Consider the following 22,008-nt stretch of genomic DNA (forward strand, 5'->3'; position numbering starts at 1 on the left):
TACCCTCTTTCTTTACCTCAGAGCGCTTCCGCGCCCGAAATGATTTCGATGAGTTCCTTCGTGATCTGCGCCTGACGCTGGCGGTTGTAGGAAAGCGTCAGTTTGTTGATCATGTCGCCGGCATTGCGCGTTGCGTTGTCCATTGCGGACATCTGCGCACCGTAGAAGGAAGCGTTGTTTTCGAGCAGCGCCCGGAAGATCTGCACTGCGATGTTCTTCGGCAGCAGGTCCTCGAGGATTTCCTCTTCGCTCGGCTCGTATTCGTAGAGCGCTGCCGAACCGGTTGCCGGTTCGCCTGCGTCCTTCGTTTCGAACTTTGCAGGAATGATCTGCTGTGCGGTCGGGACCTGCGAGATCACCGACTGGAAGCGCGAGAAGAACAGCGTGGCGACGTCGAATTCGCCGGCGTTGAACATCTCAAGCACCTTGTGTGCGACTTCGTCAGCCTGGACGAAACCAAGCTGCTTCACTTCGCGGAAGGTGATGTAGTGGACGATATTGTCCTTGAACGAACGGCGCAGAACGTCGTTGCCCTTGCGGCCGACGGTCAGGATCTTGACCGTCTTGCCCTGGGCAAGAAGCTTCTGGGCGTGATCGCGGGCCAGACGGATGATCGAGGAGTTGAAGCCCCCCGCCAGACCGCGCTCGCCGGTAGCGACGACCAGGAGGTGAACCTGGTCCTTGCCGGTGCCGGAAAGCAGGATCGGCGCATCCGCATTGCCGGCATTGGCAGCAGCAAGGCTGCCCAATACCTTGTCCATCCGTTCTGCGTAAGGACGGGCGGCCTCGGCCGCTTCCTGCGCACGACGCAGCTTCGCCGCGGCGACCATTTTCATCGCCTTGGTGATCTTCTGCGTCGCCTTGACGGAGGCGATCCGGTTTTTCAGATCCTTAAGTGAAGGCATCCGTTATCGGTCCTTGAGCTAGATCCGTACTTTTAGGCGAAAGACTTTGCGAAGGCGTCGAGAGCCGACTTCAGCTTTGCCTTCGTGTCGTCCGAGATCTGCTTTTCGGTGCGGATCGTATCGAGAACTGCCTTGCCTTCCGAGCGGAGGTAGGACAGCAGGCCCTGTTCGAACTTGCCGACGTCGGAAACCGCGACCTTGTCGAGGTAGCCGTTGACGCCTGCGAAGATCACCGCAACCTGCTCTTCCGTCTTCAGCGGCGAGAACTGCGGCTGCTTCAGGAGTTCCGTCAGGCGTGCACCGCGGTTGAGCAGGCGCTGCGTGGAGGCGTCGAGGTCGGAGCCGAACTGCGCGAAGGCAGCCATTTCGCGATACTGGGCAAGCTCGCCCTTGATCGAGCCGGCAACCTGCTTCATCGCCTTGACCTGCGCGGCCGAGCCGACGCGGGAAACCGACAGACCGACGTTAACGGCCGGACGGATGCCCTGGTAGAACAGGTCGGTTTCGAGGAAGATCTGGCCGTCGGTGATCGAGATCACGTTGGTCGGAATGAAGGCCGAAACGTCGTTACCCTGGGTTTCGATGACCGGCAGAGCCGTCAGCGAACCGGCGCCGCGCTCGTCGGAGAGCTTTGCGGCGCGCTCGAGGAGACGCGAGTGGAGGTAGAAGACGTCGCCCGGATAAGCTTCACGGCCCGGCGGGCGGCGCAGCAGGAGCGACATCTGACGGTAGGCGACGGCCTGCTTGGAAAGGTCGTCATAAGCGATCAGGGCGTGCTGGCCGTTGTCGCGGAAGTATTCGCCCATGGCGCAACCGGCGAACGGTGCGAGATACTGCATCGGAGCCGGGTCGGAAGCGGTCGCGGCAACGACGATCGAATACTGCAGTGCGCCGCGTTCTTCGAGAACCTTGACGAACTGGGCAACGGTCGAACGCTTCTGGCCGATAGCAACGTAGACGCAGAACAGCTTGTCGCCGTCCGGGCCGTTGTCGTGGATCGACTTCTGGTTCAGGAACGCGTCGAGAATGATGGCGGTCTTGCCGGTCTGGCGGTCGCCGATGACGAGCTCGCGCTGGCCGCGGCCAACCGGAATGAGGGCGTCGATGGCCTTGAGGCCGGTCGACATCGGCTCATGAACCGACTTGCGCGGGATGATGCCCGGAGCCTTGACGTCAACGCGCGAACGGCGGGTCGAGTTAATCGGGCCCTTGCCGTCGATCGGATTGCCGAGCGCGTCGACGACGCGGCCGAGCAGTTCCGGACCAACCGGAACGTCGACGATGGCGCCGGTCCGCTTGACGGTGTCGCCTTCCTTGATGTCACGGTCGGAGCCGAAGATGACGACGCCGACATTGTCGGATTCGAGGTTCAGCGCCATGCCGCGAATTCCGCCCGGGAATTCGACCATTTCGCCGGCCTGGACATTGTCGAGGCCGTAGACGCGAGCGATACCGTCGCCGACGGAAAGAACCTGGCCGACTTCCGAAACTTCAGCTTCCTGGCCGAAATTCTTGATCTGGTCCTTGAGAATTGCGGAAATTTCCGCTGCACGGATATCCATCAGCCGACCTCTTTCAATGCAAGCTTAAGGGTGGAAAGTTTGGTGCGAAGGGAAGTATCGATCTGACGCGAGCCTACCTTGACGATCAGGCCGCCGAGGATCGACGGATCGACCGTGACCGCGATGGTCACGTCCTTGCCGGTAACGCCCTTCAGCGCCGACTTGAGTTCTTTTTCCTGCGTTGCGGTCAACGCATGGGCCGAGGTGACCTCGGCGGTAACTTCACCGCGGTGTTCAGCGGCGATTTCGCGATAGGCGCGGATCATGCCCGGAAGGGCAAACAGACGGCGATTGCCAGCCACGACCTTGATGAAGTTCAGAACGGTACCGGAGATGCCGGCCTTTTCGGCAACGGCACTGGCAGCCTTCTGCTGATCTTCGGCAGAGAAGACCGGACTTGCAACCAGACGCCGCAGATCTTCACTCTCGTCCAGAAGAGCCTGGAAACGATCGAGATCGGCGCCGACACTGTCGATGGAACCAGATTCCAAAGCCAATTCAAACAGCGACGAAGCATAGCGCTCCGCAACACCGGAAATAAGCGGGGACGTGTCAGCCACGGGCACAGTTTCCCTGAATTGCCATTCAAGCGCCCAACCTGGAACTCATGTTCAAGCAAGGTCTTGAAAATAATTGAATTTCCCTCGGAACCTGCGAAGCCTCCAGCCCACCCTTTCCGACGTTCGGGGTCCGTCTAGCATAGGATGTAGGGACTCGCAACACGCCTCGACATCGAAAACGCCCGTCCTTCAAGGGGATGCGCACATTTTTGACGCGGCAGTGAAGGAATCTCGGGCGCGGGCGCCGGCCTGCGTCAATAAGGCCGGTCAAATGTAGCCAAACACATAGGCGAGCGGCCCCGCAGCCAGGACAACCTCCAGTAGGAAAAACAGCATATTTCGCGAGGTGAAGCCACGGTCGGCGAAGAAGGAGACGAGCCGTCCGGCGGCACCGAGCGCCAGCACCACGCCGGTCGCCATGTAGAACCAGTCCTGGGCGAGCAGGATGGGCAGGACACCAAGGCCGATATAGCGCGCGCCTGCCGCCCGCACGGAACCGTAGCCTTCCGGCAGGACCTGGCCGATCTGGAAAGCGGAAAGCCGAAGGACGGGTCCGGGGCAGAGGAAGACCAGAAGACCGATGACGGCCGTGATAGCGCAGGCGACAAAGGCCACCTGCTCGTTCATTTCAGTCGGAAAGTAGAATTCCATGCGTCGTCCCTCTGCGAATCGTCCCGATTCTAGCCAACAGGGTAAACAAGTCGCAAAGATGGGCGTTCAAGGGCGGAGCCCCGTACTTTCCGAAACCGTTTGGGCGTCGCGTCGATGCACCCGACCGGTTCCAGCGAGGAGGGGCGGTGGTCTTGTGTCCGGAACGGCTCTAGAGAAAGCTCTGCGGATCGACGTCGAGCTGAACCTGGACCGTTCCCCGGGCCTTCGGTCCATTGCCGATCATCGATCGCAGAAAGGCCTGCATGTCGGAATTGCGCCGTCCATGCACGAGAAGCCGGAAGCGGTAGCGGCCACGCACGAGCGCGATCGGCGCTTCCGCCGGCCCGAGGATCGCGATGCCGGAAACATGCGGAGCGGCCGCGCGAAGGCCGCGGGCATGGTTTTCCGCATCCGCCCGCGTATCGGCAGACACGATCAGCGAAGCGAGACGGCCAAAGGGCGGCAGCAGCGCTTTTTCCCGCTCCGAAATCTCGCGCTCGTAAAAGGCAGTGGAATCGCCCGATACGATCGCCTGCATCACCGGATGCTGCGGCTGGAACGTCTGGATCAGGCCATGGCTTTTCAAGCCCGTTCGCCCGGCGCGGCCTGTCACCTGGCTGAGCAGCTGGAATGTCCGTTCGGCCGCCCGCGGATCGCCGTTCGACAGGCCGAGGTCGGCATCGACGATGCCGACCAGTGTCATCAGCGGAAAGTTGTGGCCCTTGGCGACGAGCTGCGTACCGATGACGATATCCACATCACCCTTGGCGATGGCTTCGAGTTCCAGCCGCATGCGCTTGACCCCGCCGAGAATGTCCGAAGACATGACGATCGTGCGCGCATCGGGAAAATGCTTCTCCACCTCTTCGGCGATACGTTCGACACCCGGACCGCACGCAACGAGATGATCGAGCGTCCCGCATTCCGGGCAGGCTTCCGGCGTATGCTGGTGATAGCCGCATTGATGGCACTGGATCTGGTTCTTGAAGCGGTGCTCGACCAGCCAGCTCGAACATTGCGGGCACTGGAACCGGTGGCCGCAGACGCGGCAGAGCGTCAGCGGCGCATAACCGCGTCGATTGAGGAAGAGCAGCGCCTGTTCTTTTTTCTCGATCGTCCGCGCGATCGCCCGCACCAGCAGAGGCGACAGGAAGCCGCCGCGTTCCGGTGGATGGCGCCGCATGTCGATAAGATGCAGGTCCGGCAACGCCGCATCGCCGAAACGGGTCGGCAGTTGCACGAGATTGTAGCGGCCGGACAGTCCGTTGACCTGGCTTTCGACAGAAGGAGTGGCCGAGACGAGGACGACCGGAAAGTCGCCGATCCGGGCTCTCACCACCGCCATGTCGCGCGCATTATAGAAAACGCGGTCTTCCTGCTTGTAGGCAGGGTCGTGCTCTTCATCGACGATGATGAGGCCGAGTTCCTCGAAGGGCAGGAACAGCGCCGAACGCGCACCGGCCACGACGCGCACCTCGCCCGTCACCACGCCGCGCCACACCTTTTCGCGCATGCGGGGCGAAAGATCGGAATGCCATTCGGCCGGCTTGGCGCCAAAACGCTGCTCGAAACGCTCGAGGAAGGCCGGCGTCAGCGCGATCTCGGGCAAGAGGATCATCACCTGCTTGCCACGCCTCAGCGTCTCGGCGATCGCCTCGAAATAGACTTCCGTCTTGCCGGAGCCCGTCACCCCGTCGATCAGCGAGGCGGCAAACCCGCCTTCACGGATGGAGGCAACGATCTCTTGCGCCGCATCCTTCTGCGGCCCTTCGATGCGCGGGGCAATATAGTCGGGATCCGGTTTCGCCACGACGGGCGGCGGAGGCAGAAAGATCGTGTCGAACATGCCCTGCTTGATCAGCCCGTCGATCACGCTGAGCGACACGCCCGCGGCATGGGCGAGCCCGCTCCGCGTCCACGGCGCATCCTGCTCGCGCGCCATGTCAAGCACGCGGGTTCTCGCCGGCGTCAGCCGATCCGGCTCACCGCCGAGATAGCGCAGGCCCTCCACCATCGGCTCGGGATCGAGCGCCGCCGGCGCCCGGATCGCCATGCGGGCGACAAGCCCCGGCGGCGAGAGCGTATAGGCAGACACCCAGTCGACGAAGTCGCGCATATCCTTCGACAGCGGCGGGCAGTCGAAGACGAGCGTGATCGGACGAAGCTTCTTGGGATCGAGCCGCTCGTCGTTCTCGCCCTCCCAGACAACGCCGATCACCTGGCGCGGTCCGACCGGCACCTGCACGACTGAACCGGGCTCGACATGCATGCCCTCCGGCACGGCATAGCTATAGGCCACCGGCACCGGCAGAGGCACCAGAACCGGCACGACGCGCACGGGCGCCCGCGACGGCGCAAGCGCGTCGCCGAACAGCGAACTCATCATGTCGGAAGAATCTCTGGCCATGCGGCGCGACCATGCATCGGAAGAGAACAAAAGTGAACCCTGGACAATGGGATTCTGAACGGCTTCACAACGTGTCGGCTGTCGTAGGGATGGCCCACAGACCTTTCTCATTCCTGTGCTCGTCACAGGAATCCAGCCATGGCGCGTCTGCGTCATGAGGGGACTGTATCTTATTCTTATAAAGAGTTTCGTGCGCACAAGGACTTGGGCGCACTGGATTCCTGTGACAAGCACAGGAATGAGGGAGATAGCGTTGAGCCCTGACCGCTAACAGCTTCCATAGTCCTCGTCATCCTCGTCCATCAGCCCCGTCGCCCGCATGCCTTCGATCCAGGTGGCGCCCTCCTTGCGAATGACCCGCTTGGCCCGTACCCCGCAGCGCTCCTGCACGGCGGCAGCCAGTTGCTCGGAATGGGTGACGATCCAGATCTGGCTCGACTTCGCCGCTTCGCCGATCATATCGGCCAGCGGCTCGAGCATATCCGGATGCAGGCTCGCTTCCGGTTCGTTGAGCGCGATCAGCGGCGGCTGTCGATAGGACATAAGCGCCGCCGCCAGCCCGAGAAAGCGGATCTGCCCGTCCGACAATTCGCGCGGTTTGAAGACCCTTAGCGGCATATGCGGGAAGACCAGCCCGAATTCCGCATATTCGCCGGGCTCCGGCACCGAGAGCCTCGCGCCCTCGAAGGCGGTGGCAATCGCTCGGTTCAATTCGATCGTGTCGCCACGGATATGTTCCAGCGTGGCGAACACCGCCGCAATATTCGCACCGTCCTCGTCGAGCAGAGGCGCAGTGACCGCCAGACATGGCTGCCGCATCGGTGAATCGCGGTCGGTGCGAAACCCGTGGAAGAAGCGCCAGCTTTCCACCATCCGCCGAAAAGCCCCGATCTCCGGATAATGCCCGGCATCGCCGAGCAGCGCGATCGCCGTTTCCGACGTCATCGCCTTTTCCGGATATTCCTGCATTCGGTTGGCGGCATCCCGCACCATGATGCCGGGCCCTGCCCGCTTCATCATCGCCACCGGCCGCGAGCCGGTCTCGATCGAGAGCTCCTCTTCCTTGATCTGCGGTTCGAAGGCGAAACCGGCGGCAGCCTTCGGCGGCCTCAGCCCCGCTTCCACCCGGTATCGAAAGGTGATGGCACGTTCCTCGTCCAGCACCTCGACATTGAGCTTGATGCGGAAATTCTTCTCGTTGCGCCGATGGCCGGACCAGAGCGCCGAAGCCATTCCGCCTTCCGCCGCGATTTCGGCAGCCAGCGTGCCGCGCACAGCCGCCTGGATCAGCTGCAGCGCACGATAGAGATTGGATTTGCCGACACCGTTCTCGCCGATGAACAGGTTGACGCCTGATAGATCCATGCCGATCGACCGCAGGGAGCGATAGTTCTTCGCTGACATGGAACGAAGCAGCATGCCGAACCTCCCATGGCTTCAATCGTCTAAGCGATTTTGCTCAAGCCGCCGAAACGACCTCCGGCTTGACTAGCCCCGCGAACCGGGCATCGCCATCGGCCGCCAGTTCGACGACGGTGTGGTGCTCCAGCGCCTTGGTCACTTCCGCCGGATCGCCTTCCAACTGGTCGGGCTCGATCATCTGGCCGACGGTGAAGTCGAAGCGGTTGCCCTTCTTGTTCAAGAGCTCATAGAACACCGTCATGTCGCGCAATTCGGTCGACCATTTGGCGAACCAGTAGAACAGGCCGGAATTGCGCGCCGTGATATGGATCGGCAGGATCGGCAGATTGTATTTGCGCGCCAGGCTAACGGCGGAAGTCTTCCACGGCCGCTCGTTGAGCTTGCCGTTTGCCCAATAGGCGATGCGGCCGGACGGGAAGAGCACCATCACCTTGCCCTCCTCGACCGCCTTGTTGGTCAGCACCAGAGTCTCGCGGGTCTTCAGTTTGCTCTTGTATTCGTCGCGCCACTCGACCGGAATGATCATCTCGGCAAAGCGCGGATTGACGCGCACGGCATCACGATTGGCAAAGACCATCAGGTCGGGGCGGGTTGCCTTCAACAGATCGAAGACGGCAACGCCGTCGGCAATGCCGGTCGGGTGGTTGCTGACCAGGATGAAACCGCCATTTTGCGGAATTCGCTCGGCATTCTTCGCCTTGATCTCCAGCTTCAGCAGATCGCTCATATATTCGAAACATTGGAAGCCGCTTTTCGGCGCCACGTCGTCGGCGAACTCGATCGCCTTGCCATAGCGCAGCAGCGTGTAGAGAAACGGCCGCATGACCGGCCAGAACGGGCTGCCGACGATGCGTTTGCCGCGCTCCCCGATCAGCGTATCGACGATATGGCCGGGCCGGCCCCGCGAGTTGAGAGTTATGGTTTCCGCGAATTGACTCAAGGTCGTCGAACTATCACGGCGGGCCATACAAACTCCTTGGGCAGGGCGGCTTTGTGGCAGCCCTGTATGATAAAACTTTGGCAGAGTACCGGCACTTAGGATTTTCGTAACGCTACCGATAGCAATCTGGTGCGGCTTTCCACCAAAATCAACGGGCAAGAGCTTGAACGAACTGCTGATCATTGCCGCGCCGGACCTTTCGGCCAAGCGCCAGGAGTGGCTGGAAAGCCTCGAAAACGAGCGCCGGCTCTCCGCCAATACGCTCGATGCCTATGAGCGCGACACCCGGCAGTTCCTGACCTTTCTGACCGGCCACCTCGCCGGCCCGCCGAAACTTTCCGACATCCATACGCTGCGGCCGGCCGATCTGCGCGCCTTCCTGGCGCAGCGTCGCCGCGACGGCTCGGGCGCCCGTTCGCTCGGCCGGCATCTCGCCGGTCTGCGGTCCCTCCTCAAATATCTCGAGCGCCAGGGCCTGGTGAATGCCGCAGCCGCCGGCGCCATCCGCGCGCCGAAACAGCCGAAATCGCTGCCCAAGCCGCTGACCGACCGGCAGGCGACCAACCTGACGATCTCCGACATCCAGCTGCATGACGAGCCATGGATCGCCGCCCGCGATGCCGCCGTGCTGGCACTTCTCTACGGCTGCGGCCTGCGTATTTCCGAAGCGCTTGGCCTCAAGCCCGACGAGATCGAACCCGGCACGGCGACGCTGCGCATCAAGGGCAAGGGCGGCAAGACTCGCATCGTGCCGGTGCTTCCGGCGGTCTCCGAAGCGGTCACGCACTACCGCGATATCTGCCCATACCACCTGACCGAGGACCAGCCGCTGTTTCGCGGCGCCCGCGGCGGACCGCTGCAGCCGGCGATCATCCAGCGACAGATGCAGAAGCTGCGTAGCGCTTTCGGCCTGCCGGATACCGCGACGCCGCACGCACTCCGGCATTCCTTCGCCACCCATCTTCTTGCCGGCGGCGGCGACCTGCGCACCATCCAGGAATTGCTCGGCCATGCCAGTCTGTCGACGACACAGGTCTATACCGGTGTCGATACCTCACGCCTGCTGGAAGTCTACGATCGGGCACATCCCCGGGCGTGACCGCCCGATGGAGAACCATTCCTTAACCAAACCCGTTAAGCAGCTGTCGAACTCGGATTGATAGTTTCGCATGACAATTGCGGATCGATGACATGAACGTTTCCTTCTTCTCCGGCACCCGTTTCGAGCGTCTGCAGGGCCTCTTGCTCTGGCTGATCGCCGCCATCCACGTGGCTGTCCTCGCTTCGCTCGTTCTGGTTCTTGGTTCCCTGACGGCCCATGCCCAGCAGCCGGAACCCGCCTGCCACGGCACAAGCCTTGTCGACGAGATGAAGGCGAAGGACCCTGCCGCCTATCAGCGGATCGTCGCCGAAGGCGACAAGGTGCCGAACGGCAAGGGCATTTTCTGGAAGATCGAGAAGCCGGGCACTGCCACCTCATGGCTGCTCGGCACCATGCATGTCACGGACCCGCGCGTGCTGAAAATGCCGGCCGGCGCCGACGCAGCACTGACGGATGCCAAGACCATCATCGTCGAATCCGCCGAGGTGCTGGACGAGCAGAAGGCAATGGGCAGCGTTCTGGCCAATCCCGAACTCACCATGTTTACCGACGGCACCTCTATCGAAAAGCTGCTGAGCAAGGACGATCTGGCCCTTCTGGAGAGCGGATTGAAACAGCGCGGCATCCCGCTCGCCGCCGTTTCGCGCATGAAACCCTGGATGCTGATGGCCTTTGTCTCCCTTCCTGCCTGCGAAATGGCGCGCAAGGCGAAGGCGGAAGCCTTTCTCGACAAGCGGATCGCGATGGACGCAGCAGCCGCTGGGAAATCGGTCAAGGGCCTCGAAACCTATGCCGAACAGCTCGGCGCCATGGCCTCCATCCCGACCGACATTCATCTGAAGTCGCTGGTGGAGACGATCAAGCTCGGCGCGAAGATGGACGACGTTTTCGAAACCATGACCGATCTCTACCTGAGCGGCGAGATGGGCCTCACCATCCCGCTTCTGAAACAGGTGGCTCCCGACGGCAGCGATGACGAAGGTTATGCTGAGTTCGAAGAGCTGATCGTTACCAAGCGCAACCACCTGATGGCGGAACGCGCCGCACCGATATTGTCGGAAGGCAATGTCTTCATGGCCGTCGGCGCGCTGCACCTGCCGGGCGAGGAAGGCCTCGTCGAACTGCTCAGGAAGCAGGGCTTTTCCGTGACCAGAGCCAACTAGCCCTCGATCAGACCAGCAAAGCTATTCGGCAGTTGCGCCATCGGCAAATCTCGTCAATCTTCCGGGCATTGTCCTGAAGCCCTTTTTGACGAGTTCCTGTTCATGCGCCATTCCATCCGCAGCCTGTTCACCCTGCTCGCCAGCCTTGTCCTGTTCATCGCCTCCGGTGCACCATCCCATGCCGAAACGCCGCAATGCGGCGGAACCGATCTTCTGGCGAAGATGAAGAAGGAGGACCGCCGAGCCTATGACAGGATCATCGCCGAGGGTCGGAAAATCCCCAATGCAAAGGGCCTGTTCTGGAAGATCGAAAAGCGCGGACTGAAACCGTCATACCTGTTCGGCACGATGCATGTCGCCGATCCGCGCGTACTCAAGATGGCGCGGGCCGTGAAGCAAGCGCAACGCCGGGCGAGCGTCACCGTGCTGGAATCCGATCAGCTTCTCGATCTCGGCAAGGCCCGCATCCTGGCCTTCACCAAGCCGGACATGATGATGATGCCTGCCGGCAAGCGGATCGAGGATTTTCTCACACCTGACCAGAAGAGCTTTGTGAATGAAGCGCTGACGGCAAGGGGCGCGCCCTTGTCCGCGGTCAACTATCTGCGCCCCTGGATGGTCGCCAACATCTTCAATGCAGGCTGCAAGACGCCGCAGGCCAAGGAGCCCGTACCGGTTCTCGATCAGCAGCTGGCGATCGATGCCGCCAATAACATGATTCCTGTCCGAGGCCTCGAAACCCTGGAGGAACAGTACAGCGCCTTCAACACCATGTCGCTGGAAGCGCAGGTGAAGAGCCTGCTCTCCTCGATCACCTCAGCCAGCCGGCTGGCAGACGCCGACGAGACGACGATCGAACTCTACAGTAAAGGCGACCTTGGACCGATCCAGCCGCTGCTCAGAAAAATCTCGCGCGACGACACGTCGATGGCGGCCGATGTCTATTCCGAGTTCGAAGATGCCGTCGTCATCCGCCGCAACCATGTCATGGCCGAAAGGGTCCTGCCCTATCTCAGGGAAGGAAATGCCTTCGTCGCGGTCGGCGCGCTCCATCTCCAGGGAGAGGAAGGCCTGGTCGAGCTTTTGCGCAAGCAGGGCTTCAAGGTGAAGCGCGCAAACTGACGGTCTGTCGGTTATCCGTTTCGCCCCTTGGCGAATGTTCCCATGGCTCCATATGCCGCTTATGCGGTGGGGCTAAAACATGCTCCGCTGCCGCAGTTTAACGGCAAGCGCAGGGGCATTCATGGCAGACGCGAGCGAAACACCAAACTCCCGCAAGATCGGCTTGATGGAGGGTGTAAACCGGCCCGTGTTCTTCTGGTCTGTCGGAATCACGCTCGTCTTCGTGCTGAGCGGCGTGATCGCGCCCGAAGCGTCGGCGGCAACCTTTGCCGCCGTGCAGAGCTGGATCGTCTCCGAACTCGGCTGGATCTATCTTCTCGCCGTGGCGGTCTTCCTGCTTCTCATGCTCTATCTCGGCGTCTCGAGCTACGGCAATATCAAGCTCGGCCCCAACCATTCGGAGCCGGATTTCAGCTATCCGGCCTGGTTCTCCATGCTGTTTGCCGCCGGCATGGGCATCGGCCTCGTCTTCTTCGGCGTCGCCGAACCCGTCAACCATTTCACCAAGCCGCCCGTCGGCGATCCCGCCACCATCCAGGCCGCGCGTACCGCCATGGAAATCAGCTATTTCCATTGGGGCCTGCATGCCTGGGCCGTCTATGCGGTGATCGGCCTGTCGCTCGCCTATTTCTCTTACCGCCACGGCCTGCCGCTCACCATGCGCTCGGCGCTCTACCCGATCATCGGCGACCGCATCTACGGGCCGATCGGTAATGCAGTGGATATCTTCGCCGTCATCGGCACGCTGTTCGGCGTCGCCACCTCGCTGGGTCTCGGCGTGCTGCAGGTCAATGCCGGCTTTGCCCATGTGCTGGGCTGGCCGATGGATTTCTGGGTGCAGCTGCCGCTCATCGTCATCATCACCGGCATGGCCACCATCTCGGTCGCGACCGGCCTCGACAAGGGCATCAAGTTCCTGTCGAACCTCAACATGATCATGGCCGTGGCGCTGATGGCCTTCGTCTTCATCATGGGTCCGACGACCTTCCTGCTACGCGCCTTCGTGCAGAATTTCGGCGCCTATCTCGACCAGTTCGTGCTGCGCACCTTCTACATGTATGCCTATGCCCCTAACGACCAGCCGGCCGAGTGGCTGGGCGACTGGACCCTGTTCTACTGGGGCTGGTGGATCGCCTGGTCGCCCTTCGTCGGCATGTTCATCGCCCGCATCTCCCGCGGCCGCACCATCCGTCAGTTCATCTTCGGCGTACTGCTCGTGCCGGCCGGTTTCAGCTTCGCCTGGATGACCGTCTTCGGCGATACCGCGCTCTCCATGCACCTGACCGGCCAAACGACGGCCGTCTCGGAAGCTGTGGCAAAGGACGTGACGCTGGCGCTCTTCGTTTTCCTCGAACAGTTCCCGGCCGGCGTCTACGTCTCCTGGTTCGCCATGGCGCTGATCGTCTTCTTCTTCGTCACCGGCGCAGACTCATCCGCCCTCGTCATCGACACGCTGACCTCCGGCGGCCGCGAGGACGGTCCGGTGGCCCGGCGTGTCTTCTGGGCGATCACCGGTGGTGTCATCGGTGCGGTCCTACTCGCAGCGGGTGGACTCGATGCGCTGCAGACGGCCTCGATTGCCGGCGCCCTGCCCTTCACCTTCGTCATGCTCTTGATGTGCTGGGGCCTGTTCCAGGGTCTTCGCCGTGAAGGCGTGCGCCAGAACGCGCTGGTCCAGAGCCTGAGGCCGCGGAAGTCGGTCAGCTGGCAAAGGCAGCTGCACGGCATCATCAGCTATCCGCGTAAATCCGAGGTCGCCAAATTCCTGGAGGAAACCGCGACACCGGCACTGGAGGACGTGGTGGCGGAACTGCGCAAGCGCTCGCTGGACGCGGAAATCCGCCATGACGACAACCGTCTGAAGATGATCGTCACGCCCGGCGGCGAGGAGGAATTCTCCTACGGCATCCGTATCCGGCCCTATGATATGCCGAGTTACAGCTTCATCGAAAGCCAGGCCAACCGCCAGAGCGCCGACAAATATTACCGCGCCGAGGTATTTCTCTCCGATGGCGGCCAGGATTACGACGTCATGGGCCTCACCCGCGAGGAACTGATCCAGGACGTGCTCGCCCAATACGACCGCCACTTCCAGTATCTCCACGCGGTCAGAGCGTGAGGGAGGGCGCCGGGCGACATCGCCGTCTGTTCGTCATCCTCGGCATTGTGCCGAGGATCTGCCCACGTTTCCAACAAGCAGACTCAGCAGATGCTCGGGACAAGCCCGAGCATGACGCCCTCGGCAGACTTGAAGCGACAGCAACGGAAAAATCACGTCCGGCCGGTCGTCATCCTACGCAGGATGTTGGTCTTCCAGTAGAACTGATGCGCCAGAACGCCAAGCAAATGCAGCCCGATCAGCACCCATAGCGCGGTCTTCATCCAGCCGATATGGGCGAAGGCGGCCGTGCTGTTCTTGAAGTAGAAAGCGCCGATCCCGGCGAACGGCATGATGATGAACATCGCATAGAGCGACCAATGCACGATCGTCGCCACGAAGCGGAAGAAAGCCGGCTCCTCCGGGGGATGGGCCGGCGCCCCTTGCGCGATGCGAAGACAGAGCCGAGTGAGCGCCAGCGCCAGGATCGCAATCCCGACATAGGCATGGATATTCGCCGACGACATCACGTCCGGTGGTATCGGCTTGTCGCCGAAATAAAGCTCTCCGAAGGTCGTCATCACATCGGAGAACAAAAGGTTGAACAGGATCAGCACAGCCATCAGCCAGTGCACGATGCGCTGGGGGATCGAGAACGCGGTCTTCATCGGAGCCACCTGTCTGGAAAGCGGGAAAGCTCCATGGAGTCTATGGCGGCCTGCCGCATCGGCAAGAGAGGCGCGCATCGCATCTGAAACAGCAGACAAAAGAAAAGGCGGAGCATTGCCCCGCCTTTCGAGTTTCGAGGCTTTCGCCGATTACATATGGATCGGCTTGGCGAAGGTCGCGAGCGCGGCTTCCTTGACGGCTTCCGACATGGTCGGGTGAGCGTGGCAGGTGCGACCGAGATCTTCAGACGAACCGGAGAATTCCATCAGCACGGTGATCTCGTGGATCATCTCGCCGGCGCCGAAGCCGACGATGTGACCGCCGAGAACGCGGTCGGTTTCCTTGTCGGCCAGGATCTTGACGAAACCGTCGGTCGCCAGCATCGCACGGGCGCGACCGTTCGCCGTGAACGGGAACTTGCCGATCTTGTAGGCGATGCCTGCCGCCTTCAGCTCTTCCTCGGTCTTGCCGACGGAAGCGACTTCCGGCTGGGTGTAGACGACGCTCGGAATGACGTCGTAGTTCACATGGCCGTGCTGGCCGGCGAGGATCTCGGCGAGCGCAACGCCCTCGTCTTCCGCCTTGTGGGCAAGCATCGGGCCCTTCACCACGTCACCGATCGCGTAGATGCCGGCAACGTTGGTCTTGAAGCCGCCGTCGATCTCGACGCGGCCGCGATTGTCGAGCGCGACGCCCGCACCTTCGAGGCCAAGGCCTTCGGTATAGGGCTTGCGGCCGGTGGAGATCAGAACGACGTCGGCTTCGACGGTGACCGCATCGCCGCCCTTGACCGGCTCATAGGTCACCTTGGCGCCGTTTGCCGTCTTCTCGACGCCAGTAACCTTGGCTTCGGTGCGGATATCCATGCCCTGCTTGGCGAGCATGCGCTGGAACTGCTTCGATACGTCGGCATCCATGGCGCCGAGCAGCTTGTCGAGATATTCGATGACGGTGACTTTGGCGCCGAGGCGCATCCAGACCGAACCGAGCTCGAGGCCGATGACGCCGCCGCCGACGACGATCAAGTTCTGCGGCACCTTGTCGAGGGCGATACCGCCGGTCGACGAGATGATGACCTTCTCGTCGATCTCGACATTGACGCCCGGAATGCCGGCAACGTCGGAACCGGTGGCGATGACGATATTCTTCGTCTCGATTTCCTGCACCTTGCCGTCTTCGCCGGTGACGGAAACCTTGCCGGCCGAAACGATCTTGCCGGTGCCGATGAAGCCGTCGATCTTGTTCTTCTTGAACAGAAAGGCGACGCCGTCGGTGTTCGACTTCACCGTTGCATCCTTGTGCGCCATCATCTTTTCGAGGTTCAGCACCGGAGCGGAAACCTCGACGCCGAGCTGGTCGACGCCGTGAGCGACATGGTGGAACATTTCCGACGCATGCAGCAGGGCCTTCGACGGAATGCAGCCGATGTTGAGGCAGGTGCCGCCATAGGTGGCGCGCTTCTCGACGACCGCGACCTTCAGGCCGAGCTGTGCTGCCTTGATCGCGCAGACATAACCGCCAGGGCCGCTACCGATGACGACGACATCATAAGACATGTTCTAATCCTTTCTTCCCGCGGACAACCTGCCCGCCCGTTCAGTTCATTTCATTTTACTGCCGCCAAACGCGGCTATTCGGTTATTCCGGTTCTTTTCGCCCGTCCGCGTTTTCAAGCACCTGAAAATCGGTGAACAGCACGAGGGGCCTGCCGTCCTCGGCCAAGCCCCAGTCGACGGGATAGAAGCCGTCGCCCCAGCCGCTGTGAAACATCGCGACATTCAGGTCGCTGTCCGGCATCGGTCGGTGCATGGCCCATTCGCCATCGTTTTTGTCGATTTCCTCGGCCGTGACGTCGTCATAATAATTGACGTCCTTGCGGCCGGTCTTTTCCATCACGTCCCTGACGCGGCGGCGCATCTGCTCTAGCGCGTCGGCATCGCAATAGGCGCCCATGCCGGCATCGACGGGATAGCCGCCAAAAGGCGAGGCCTGCTTGCCGTCGTCGCCGGCCTCGTGGAGAGCCTCTTCCCATGTCACGGGACGGCCATCCGCGATCCTCAGCGTAGCCGCCGCGACCCGCCCGAAGGCGACATAGAGACGAACCGGATAACGGCCCGGCTCCACCACGCGCTTCAGCGGCGGAAAATCGGGATAGGCCAAGGGATCGCAGGCCCGCAGCCGTCCCGAGGAAACCACGACCTCACCGATATCTAGCCAGCTGATCTCGCGCTCGGAAAGCTCCGCATCGCTCATCGAGGCGATCGGGCGGTTGGTGCTGGCGTCATCGCCCTCTGACGCTTCGGGCTCTGCACCGGCCTGCTGTTCGGCCTGCGCCAACACACGGGCGCCACCCGAGAGAGTGGCGAATAAGCTGAATGTCGTGCGAAGCAGTCCTCTGCGCATCATCTCTCCCGCCCTCAAGCCAGCAAGGCGGCCATCATGATCAGCAGCCCGACAATGCTCAGACCCCAAACGAGCGTGCGGATATAGGCGATGCCAGCGAGATAGATCGGGACATAGGCGATACGGGCAATCAGCCAGAACCACGCGCCGCCGATGCCAAGCCCGGTCGGATCGCCGATGAAGGCGAGGCCCAGGAGAAGGCCGATAAAGGCCGGATAGGTCTCCTGAAAGTTCTTCGAGGCACGTGCGGCGCGCCCTGCCCTTGCACTGACCGGCTGCTCACCCTTGTCCCGCGGCCCGGCATTCCAGGTGCGCCCCAATTCGCGTGTCGCGAACGAAGCCTGCAGCAGGATATGGACGATTAGCAGGATGACGCTGAGGGACAGCAGCACGACCAGATGCGTGGCGTTCGCGGAATCCGGTTCCATGCTGTTCTCCCTTGGTCAAAGCATGTCGTGCAAACTGTGGTGCGGTCTGCCATCACGGCGTGCGGCAAAAACTGCAAACCAAGGCGGCAGGCGACCGGAAAGATCGCATGCCGCCTCGGGATAGACTGGATCAGAGATCGAGAACCAGACGTTCCGGATCTTCCAGGCTTTCCTTGACGCGGACGAGGAAGGTGACCGCTTCCTTGCCGTCGACGATGCGGTGATCGTAGGAGAGCGCCAGATACATCATCGGACGGATGACGATCTGGCCGCCGACGACGACCGGGCGCTCCTGGATCTTGTGCATGCCGAGAATGCCCGACTGCGGCGCGTTGAGGATCGGCGAGGACATAAGCGAACCGTAGACGCCGCCATTGGTGATGGTGAACGTGCCGCCCTGCATGTCGGCCATGCCGAGCGAACCGTCACGCGCTGCCTTGGCGAGGCGGCCGAGTTCCTTCTCGACGCCGGCGATCGAACGCTGGTCGGCGTCACGGATGACCGGAACGACGAGGCCCTTGTCGGTGCCGACAGCCATGCCGACATGGCAGTAGTTCTTGTAGATGATGTCGGTGCCGTCGATCTCGGCGTTGACGGCCGGCAGTTCCTTCAGCGCGTGGGTGACGGCCTTGGTGAAGAAGCCCATGAAGCCGAGCTTCACGCCGTGCTTCTTCTCGAACACGTCCTTGTAGCGGTTGCGCAGGTCCATCACGGCCGACATGTCCACCTCGTTATAGGTGGTCAGCATGGCCGCGGTGTTCTGGGCGTCCTTCAGGCGCTTGGCGATCGTCTGGCGCAGCCGGGTCATCTTCACGCGCTCTTCGCGGGAAGCGTCGTCGGCCGAGGAAACCGGACGCGGAGCAGCCGGAGCTGCCGGAGCAGACGGGCCCTTGGCGATCGCTGCCAGCACGTCGCCCTTCAGGACTTGGCCGCGCTTGCCCGAACCGTCGACGTCGTCGGTCGAAATGTTGTTGTCGGCAGCAACCTTGGCGGCAGCCGGAGCGGCCGGCATGGAGGAGCCACCAGCAGGCGCTGCGGCCGGGGCAGCAGGAGCCGGGGCAGCCGGCTCGGCAGCCTTTGCCGGAGCAGCTTCGGCAGGCTTTGCGGCCGGAGCCGAAGGAGCTGCACCAGCGCCGCCTTCGGCGATCTGGCCGAGCAGCGCGTCGAGGCCGACGGTTTCGCCGTTCTGGGCGACGATTTCGGTCAGCACGCCCGAGGCCGGAGCCGGGACTTCGACGGTAACCTTGTCGGTTTCCAGTTCGACCAGCGGCTCATCGGCCTTGACCGTGTCGCCGACCTTCTTGAACCAGGTGCCGACGGTTGCCTCGCTGACGGACTCGCCGAGGGTTGGGACGCGGATTTCGGTGGCCATGATCTGTTTCCGTGTTTCTCAGATTGTGTTCTGGGCAAATTAGGGGAGACGGCTGAAAAGTCAGCCGCCGAGTGCGTCTTCGAGGAAGGCTTCGAGCTGTGCCAGATGCTTCGACATCAGGCCGGTTGCCGGAGAAGCGGCAGCCGGGCGGCCCGTGTAGCGGACGCGCTGATACTTGGCATCGATATGCGCCAGAACCCATTCCAGGTACGGGTCGATGAACGACCATGCACCCATGTTCTTCGGCTCTTCCTGGCACCAGACCATTTCGGCGTTCTTGAAGCGCGACAGCTCGTTGATCAGAGCCTTGGCCGGGAACGGATAGAGCTGTTCGATGCGCAGCAGGTAGACATCGTCAATGCCGCGCTTTTCGCGCTCTTCCAGAAGGTCGTAATAGACCTTGCCGGTGCAGATCACGACGCGACGGATCTTGGCGTCCTTCTGCAGCTTGATCGGGCCGTCCTTGATGACTTCCGCATCGTCCCACAGCAGGCGGTGGAACGAGCTTTCGCCCGCCATCTCCGCCAGCGTCGATGTCGCGCGCTTGTGGCGCAGCAGGGACTTCGGCGTCATCAGGATCAGCGGCTTGCGGAAGTCGCGCTTCACCTGGCGGCGCAGGATGTGGAAGTAGTTGGACGGCGTCGTGCAGTTTGCGACCTGCATGTTGTCTTCGGCGCACATCTGCAGCCAGCGTTCTAGGCGGGCCGAGGAGTGTTCCGGACCCTGGCCTTCATAGCCGTGCGGCAGGAGGCAGACGAGACCCGACATGCGCAGCCACTTGCGTTCGCCGGACGAGATGAACTGGTCGAACACGACCTGCGCACCGTTGGCGAAGTCGCCGAACTGGGCTTCCCAGAGCGTCAGCGCATTCGGACGGGCCAGCGAATAACCATATTCGAACCCGAGAACGGCTTCTTCCGACAGCATGGAGTTGATGACTTCATACTTGCCCTGGCCGGCCTGCAGGTTGGCGAGCGGAATATAACGCTCTTCGCTTTCCTGGTCGTAGAGGACCGAGTGACGCTGCGAGAACGTGCCGCGCTCGCAGTCCTGACCCGAGAGGCGGATCTTGGTGCCTTCGACGGCGAGCGAACCAAAAGCGAGCGCTTCCGCCATCGCCCAGTCAATGCCTTCGCCGGTCTCGATCATCTGCGCACGGTTTTCCATGAAACGCTTGATCGTGCGGTGAACGTTGAAGCCTTCCGGAATGGTCGACAGCTTGCGGCCGATTTCCTTGAGGTTTTTCATCGGCATCGCGGTCTTGCCGCGGCGCTGCTCGTCGGCATTGTCGGCCGAGCGCAGGCCCGACCACTGGCCGTCCAGCCAGTCGGCCTTGTTCGGCTTGTAGCTCTGGCCGGCTTCGAATTCGGTCTCCAGATGGGCGCGCCAGTCGGCCTTCATCTTGTCGAATTCGGCTTCGGTCAGCACGCCTTCGCCGATCAGACGCTCGGCATAGAGCTCGGCCACGGCCTTGTGGGCGCGGATGACCTTGTACATCTTCGGCTGGGTGAAGGACGGCTCGTCGCCTTCGTTATGACCGAAGCGACGGTAGCAGAACATGTCGATTACGACCGGCTTGTGGAACTTCATCCGGTATTCGGTGGCGATCTTGGCGGCGTAGGTGACCGCTTCCGGATCGTCGCCATTGACGTGGAAGATCGGCGCTTCGATCATTTTCGCGACGTCGGACGGGTACGGAGACGAGCGCGAAAAACCTGGATTGGTGGTGAAGCCGATCTGGTTGTTGATGATGACATGCATCGTGCCGGCAACGCGGTGACCGCGCAGGCCCGACAGGCCGAGGATTTCGGCAACGACGCCCTGGCCGGCAAAGGCCGCATCGCCGTGCAGAAGCAGCGGCAGAACCTTGGCGCGTTCCGACAGCGGGATGATGTTGTCCTTGTCCCAGGCCTTGGTCAGCATGTCCTGCTTGGCGCGGGCCTTGCCCATGACGACCGGGTTGACGATCTCGAGGTGCGATGGGTTAGCCGTCAGCGACAGGTGAACCTTGTTGCCGTCGAATTCACGGTCGGAAGACGCACCGAGGTGGTACTTCACGTCGCCCGAGCCTTCGACTTCGTCAGGCTTGTAGGAGCCGCCCTTGAACTCGTGGAACACGGCGCGATGCGGCTTGTGCATCACGTTGGTCAGAACGTTCAGGCGGCCACGGTGGGCCATGCCGACGATGACTTCTTCGAGGCCCAGCTGGCCGCCGCGCTTGATGATCTGTTCGAGCGCCGGGATCAGAGCCTCGCCGCCGTCGAGACCGAAGCGCTTGGTGCCCTTGAACTTGACGTCGAGGAACTGTTCGTAGCCTTCGCCCTCGATCAGCTTGGACAGGATCGCCTTCTTGCCTTCCGGCGTGAACTCGATGCCCTTGTCCGGGCCTTCGATGCGTTCCTGGATCCAGCCCTTTTCCTCCGGGCTGGACATATGCATGAATTCGACGCCGATCGTCGAGCAATAGGTGCGCTCGAGAATGTCGATCATCTCGCGGACGGTCGCGTATTCGAGACCGAGCACGTTGTCGATAAAGATCTTGCGGTCGTAATCCGCTTCCTCGAAGCCGTAGGACTTCGGCGAAAGCTCGTTATAATCTTCCACGGCGACGGCGATGCCGAGCGGGTCGAGCTTGGCATGCAGGTGGCCGCGCATGCGGTAGGCGCGGATCATCATGATGGCGCGCACCGAATCACGGGTCGCCTGATGCACATCGCCTTCGTTGACCGGCGCGCCCTTGGCGGCTGCAGCCGCTTCGGCCTTCGCCTTCACCTTCGTCTCGATTGCCTTCTCGACGATCGGCCAGTTGCCGTCCAGCGCGGAAACCAGATCGCCACCGGCCGGGATCGGCCAGTTCGTCCGCTTCCAGGAGGCGCCCTGCGCAGCCTTCTTCACATCGTCGGGATTGTCGGCCAGCGCCTTGAAGAAGGACTGCCATTCCTCCGACACGGAGTTCGGATCCGCTTCATAGCTGGCGTAGAGTTGTTCGATATAGACGGCGTTCGCACCGTCCAGGAACGAAGTGATCAGAAACTGCTCGTTGGCTTCTTGCCGAGACATGGCCTATTGCGGGCGCCGCGCCCGCCTCCTCACGTGGTCGGAACCTTTCAGCTGGCCGGTTCCGCATTCTCCTGGTGTCGTCTTATTTCGACCGCCGAAGCGGCACTGCCCGAAGGCAGCTGGCCCGCCTGCGAATTCCTCCGC

The 22,008-nt window shown here is 62.0% G+C and carries 17 protein-coding genes; 4 read left to right on the forward strand and 13 right to left on the reverse strand.

Translation table 11 applies throughout. The annotated features are described in order from the left end of the window. Positions 1-17: 17 nt before the first annotated feature. The 7 genes from BM216_RS12560 to BM216_RS12590 form a co-directional block, all read right to left on the reverse strand. On the reverse strand, positions 18-905 hold the full coding sequence (locus BM216_RS12560; RefSeq protein WP_092999518.1) for a F0F1 ATP synthase subunit gamma: 888 nt from the start codon (positions 903-905) through the stop codon (positions 18-20). Between the two features lie 32 nt (positions 906-937). Next, positions 938-2,467, reverse strand: a complete 1,530-nt coding sequence (gene atpA, locus BM216_RS12565) for a F0F1 ATP synthase subunit alpha (RefSeq protein ID WP_092999519.1) — start codon at positions 2,465-2,467, stop codon at positions 938-940. After that, a complete protein-coding gene (locus BM216_RS12570) occupies positions 2,467-3,033 on the reverse strand; it encodes a F0F1 ATP synthase subunit delta (protein ID WP_092999520.1) in 567 nt (188 codons plus the stop codon). The genes atpA and BM216_RS12570 overlap by 1 nt, the downstream gene beginning before the upstream one ends. 261 nt (positions 3,034-3,294) lie before the next feature. Continuing rightward, positions 3,295-3,678: an AGROH133_08824 family phage infection protein gene (locus BM216_RS12575; RefSeq protein ID WP_092999521.1), complete on the reverse strand. Its 384-nt coding sequence runs from the start codon at positions 3,676-3,678 to the stop codon at positions 3,295-3,297. A gap of 169 nt (positions 3,679-3,847) precedes the next feature. Continuing rightward, on the reverse strand, positions 3,848-6,085 hold the full coding sequence (locus tag BM216_RS12580; RefSeq protein ID WP_092999754.1) for a primosomal protein N': 2,238 nt from the start codon (positions 6,083-6,085) through the stop codon (positions 3,848-3,850). A gap of 267 nt (positions 6,086-6,352) precedes the next feature. Further along, positions 6,353-7,504: an AAA family ATPase gene (locus BM216_RS12585; protein ID WP_092999522.1), complete on the reverse strand. Its 1,152-nt coding sequence runs from the start codon at positions 7,502-7,504 to the stop codon at positions 6,353-6,355. Positions 7,505-7,544: 40 nt separating this feature from the next. Then, positions 7,545-8,474 (reverse strand): GNAT family N-acetyltransferase, encoded by a 930-nt coding sequence (locus tag BM216_RS12590; protein ID WP_092999523.1) that lies wholly within the window; start codon positions 8,472-8,474, stop codon positions 7,545-7,547. Between the two features lie 136 nt (positions 8,475-8,610). On the opposite strand from BM216_RS12590, the gene BM216_RS12595 reads away from it, so the two are divergent. The 4 genes from BM216_RS12595 (at position 8,611) to betT (ending at position 13,953) form a co-directional block, all read left to right on the forward strand. Further along, entirely contained in the window at positions 8,611-9,546 is a 936-nt protein-coding gene (locus BM216_RS12595; RefSeq protein ID WP_092999524.1) for a tyrosine recombinase XerC, read from the forward strand. A 92-nt stretch (positions 9,547-9,638) separates the two neighbouring features. Beyond that, positions 9,639-10,712, forward strand: a complete 1,074-nt coding sequence (locus BM216_RS12600; protein WP_092999755.1) for a TraB/GumN family protein — start codon at positions 9,639-9,641, stop codon at positions 10,710-10,712. Positions 10,713-10,814: 102 nt separating this feature from the next. Next, on the forward strand, positions 10,815-11,834 hold the full coding sequence (locus BM216_RS12605) for a TraB/GumN family protein (RefSeq protein ID WP_092999525.1): 1,020 nt from the start codon (positions 10,815-10,817) through the stop codon (positions 11,832-11,834). Positions 11,835-11,955: 121 nt separating this feature from the next. Beyond that, the gene (gene betT / locus BM216_RS12610; RefSeq protein ID WP_092999526.1) at positions 11,956-13,953 is read left to right on the forward strand and encodes a BCCT family transporter; all 1,998 of its coding nucleotides are present in this window, start codon (positions 11,956-11,958) and stop codon (positions 13,951-13,953) included. Between the two features lie 152 nt (positions 13,954-14,105). On the opposite strand, the gene BM216_RS12615 is transcribed toward betT, so the two are convergent. The 6 genes from BM216_RS12615 to BM216_RS12640 form a co-directional block, all read right to left on the reverse strand. After that, complete coding sequence (locus tag BM216_RS12615; protein ID WP_092999527.1) at positions 14,106-14,600, reverse strand: cytochrome b; 495 nt, start codon at positions 14,598-14,600, stop codon at positions 14,106-14,108. 150 nt (positions 14,601-14,750) lie between these two features. Then, entirely contained in the window at positions 14,751-16,157 is a 1,407-nt protein-coding gene (gene lpdA, locus BM216_RS12620) for a dihydrolipoyl dehydrogenase (RefSeq protein WP_092999528.1), read from the reverse strand. Between the two features lie 82 nt (positions 16,158-16,239). Then, on the reverse strand, positions 16,240-17,004 hold the full coding sequence (locus BM216_RS12625; RefSeq protein WP_177230772.1) for a DUF4241 domain-containing protein: 765 nt from the start codon (positions 17,002-17,004) through the stop codon (positions 16,240-16,242). A gap of 14 nt (positions 17,005-17,018) precedes the next feature. Then, positions 17,019-17,432, reverse strand: coding sequence for an MAPEG family protein (locus BM216_RS12630; RefSeq protein ID WP_092999530.1), 414 nt, complete (start codon positions 17,430-17,432; stop codon positions 17,019-17,021). A gap of 130 nt (positions 17,433-17,562) precedes the next feature. Beyond that, positions 17,563-18,804 carry a 2-oxoglutarate dehydrogenase complex dihydrolipoyllysine-residue succinyltransferase gene (gene odhB / locus BM216_RS12635; RefSeq protein WP_092999531.1) on the reverse strand — a complete coding sequence of 414 codons (1,242 nt, stop codon included), beginning with the start codon at positions 18,802-18,804 and terminating at the stop codon, positions 17,563-17,565. Between the two features lie 60 nt (positions 18,805-18,864). Further along, entirely contained in the window at positions 18,865-21,864 is a 3,000-nt protein-coding gene (locus BM216_RS12640) for a 2-oxoglutarate dehydrogenase E1 component (RefSeq protein ID WP_092999532.1), read from the reverse strand. Positions 21,865-22,008 lie beyond the last annotated feature (144 nt).

The organism is Rhizobium sp. NFR07, from assembly GCF_900111905.1.
In the GTDB taxonomy this organism is placed as follows: domain Bacteria; phylum Pseudomonadota; class Alphaproteobacteria; order Rhizobiales; family Rhizobiaceae; genus Neorhizobium.

Excerpts from the sequence above, each read along its gene's own strand:
- BM216_RS12580 (WP_092999754.1), bottom strand. The coding sequence starts at position 6,085 with ATGGCCAGAGATTCTTCCGACATGATGAGTTCGCTGTTCGGCGACGCG.
- BM216_RS12585 (WP_092999522.1), bottom strand. The coding sequence starts at position 7,504 with ATGCTGCTTCGTTCCATGTCAGCGAAGAACTATCGCTCCCTGCGGTCG.
- BM216_RS12615 (WP_092999527.1), bottom strand. The coding sequence starts at position 14,600 with ATGAAGACCGCGTTCTCGATCCCCCAGCGCATCGTGCACTGGCTGATG.
- odhB (WP_092999531.1), bottom strand. The coding sequence starts at position 18,804 with ATGGCCACCGAAATCCGCGTCCCAACCCTCGGCGAGTCCGTCAGCGAG.
- BM216_RS12575 (WP_092999521.1), bottom strand. The coding sequence starts at position 3,678 with ATGGAATTCTACTTTCCGACTGAAATGAACGAGCAGGTGGCCTTTGTC.
- BM216_RS12590 (WP_092999523.1), bottom strand. The coding sequence starts at position 8,474 with ATGGCCCGCCGTGATAGTTCGACGACCTTGAGTCAATTCGCGGAAACC.
- atpA (WP_092999519.1), bottom strand. The coding sequence starts at position 2,467 with ATGGATATCCGTGCAGCGGAAATTTCCGCAATTCTCAAGGACCAGATC.
- BM216_RS12605 (WP_092999525.1), top strand. The coding sequence starts at position 10,815 with ATGCGCCATTCCATCCGCAGCCTGTTCACCCTGCTCGCCAGCCTTGTC.
- lpdA (WP_092999528.1), bottom strand. The coding sequence starts at position 16,157 with ATGTCTTATGATGTCGTCGTCATCGGTAGCGGCCCTGGCGGTTATGTC.
- BM216_RS12560 (WP_092999518.1), bottom strand. The coding sequence starts at position 905 with ATGCCTTCACTTAAGGATCTGAAAAACCGGATCGCCTCCGTCAAGGCG.
- BM216_RS12630 (WP_092999530.1), bottom strand. The coding sequence starts at position 17,432 with ATGGAACCGGATTCCGCGAACGCCACGCATCTGGTCGTGCTGCTGTCC.
- BM216_RS12600 (WP_092999755.1), top strand. The coding sequence starts at position 9,639 with ATGAACGTTTCCTTCTTCTCCGGCACCCGTTTCGAGCGTCTGCAGGGC.
- betT (WP_092999526.1), top strand. The coding sequence starts at position 11,956 with ATGGCAGACGCGAGCGAAACACCAAACTCCCGCAAGATCGGCTTGATG.
- BM216_RS12625 (WP_177230772.1), bottom strand. The coding sequence starts at position 17,004 with ATGCGCAGAGGACTGCTTCGCACGACATTCAGCTTATTCGCCACTCTC.
- BM216_RS12640 (WP_092999532.1), bottom strand. The coding sequence starts at position 21,864 with ATGTCTCGGCAAGAAGCCAACGAGCAGTTTCTGATCACTTCGTTCCTG.